The sequence below is a fragment of the Novosphingobium sp. HR1a genome (genome assembly GCF_015594425.1).
GTDB classification, from domain to species: domain Bacteria; phylum Pseudomonadota; class Alphaproteobacteria; order Sphingomonadales; family Sphingomonadaceae; genus Novosphingobium; species Novosphingobium resinovorum_A.
The window spans coordinates 1-496 of record NZ_JABXWS010000162.1 but is presented as its reverse complement, the minus strand read 5'-3'; the positions used below and the strand labels follow the sequence as shown (position 1 = coordinate 496).

The following is a 496-nucleotide window of genomic DNA, read 5'->3' as shown; positions in this document are numbered from 1 at the left end:
TGGTTGCGGGGGTAGGATTTGAACCTACGACCTTCAGGTTATGAGCCTGACGAGCTACCGGGCTGCTCCACCCCGCGTCACCATATGGGCTGGTTTTCAGCCCGGGAGTGTTTTGTTTGTCCATTCCGGCGTTGCCGGCGTGGAGGGGCGGGGTTCTCCATCCCGCCTGGCGGCTGCGTCTTTTGGGGACGCAAAAAGGGGGCTTTTGGCCCCCTTGTTTCGTTTGTCATTGTGATGGGTTTTTTATCTAGCGTTTGTGCGCCGGCTTCAATGCCTGGCGACGTCCTACTCTTCCGGGGCTTGAGCCACAGTACCATTGGCGCTGTCAGGTTTCACGGCCGAGTTCGAGATGGGATCGGGTGGGTCACTGACGCTATGGTCACCAAGCAATGGAGCCGGCGCATGAACGCTAGAGGTTTTTAATCGATGTATCCCGTGCGTATTTCAGATGTTTCTGGCTGATTTATCGTCCGCCATCTAACGTTGCTCTGCTGTT

At 56.2% G+C, this 496-nt stretch carries 1 tRNA gene and 1 rRNA gene; both read right to left on the bottom strand.

Features of this window, described 5'->3' with window-relative positions:
* Window positions 1–77 (bottom strand) — tRNA-Met (locus HWN72_RS30825).
* A gap of 195 nt (window positions 78–272) precedes the next feature.
* A 5S ribosomal RNA gene (rrf, locus tag HWN72_RS30820) occupies window positions 273–387 on the bottom strand.
* Window positions 388–496 lie beyond the last annotated feature (109 nt).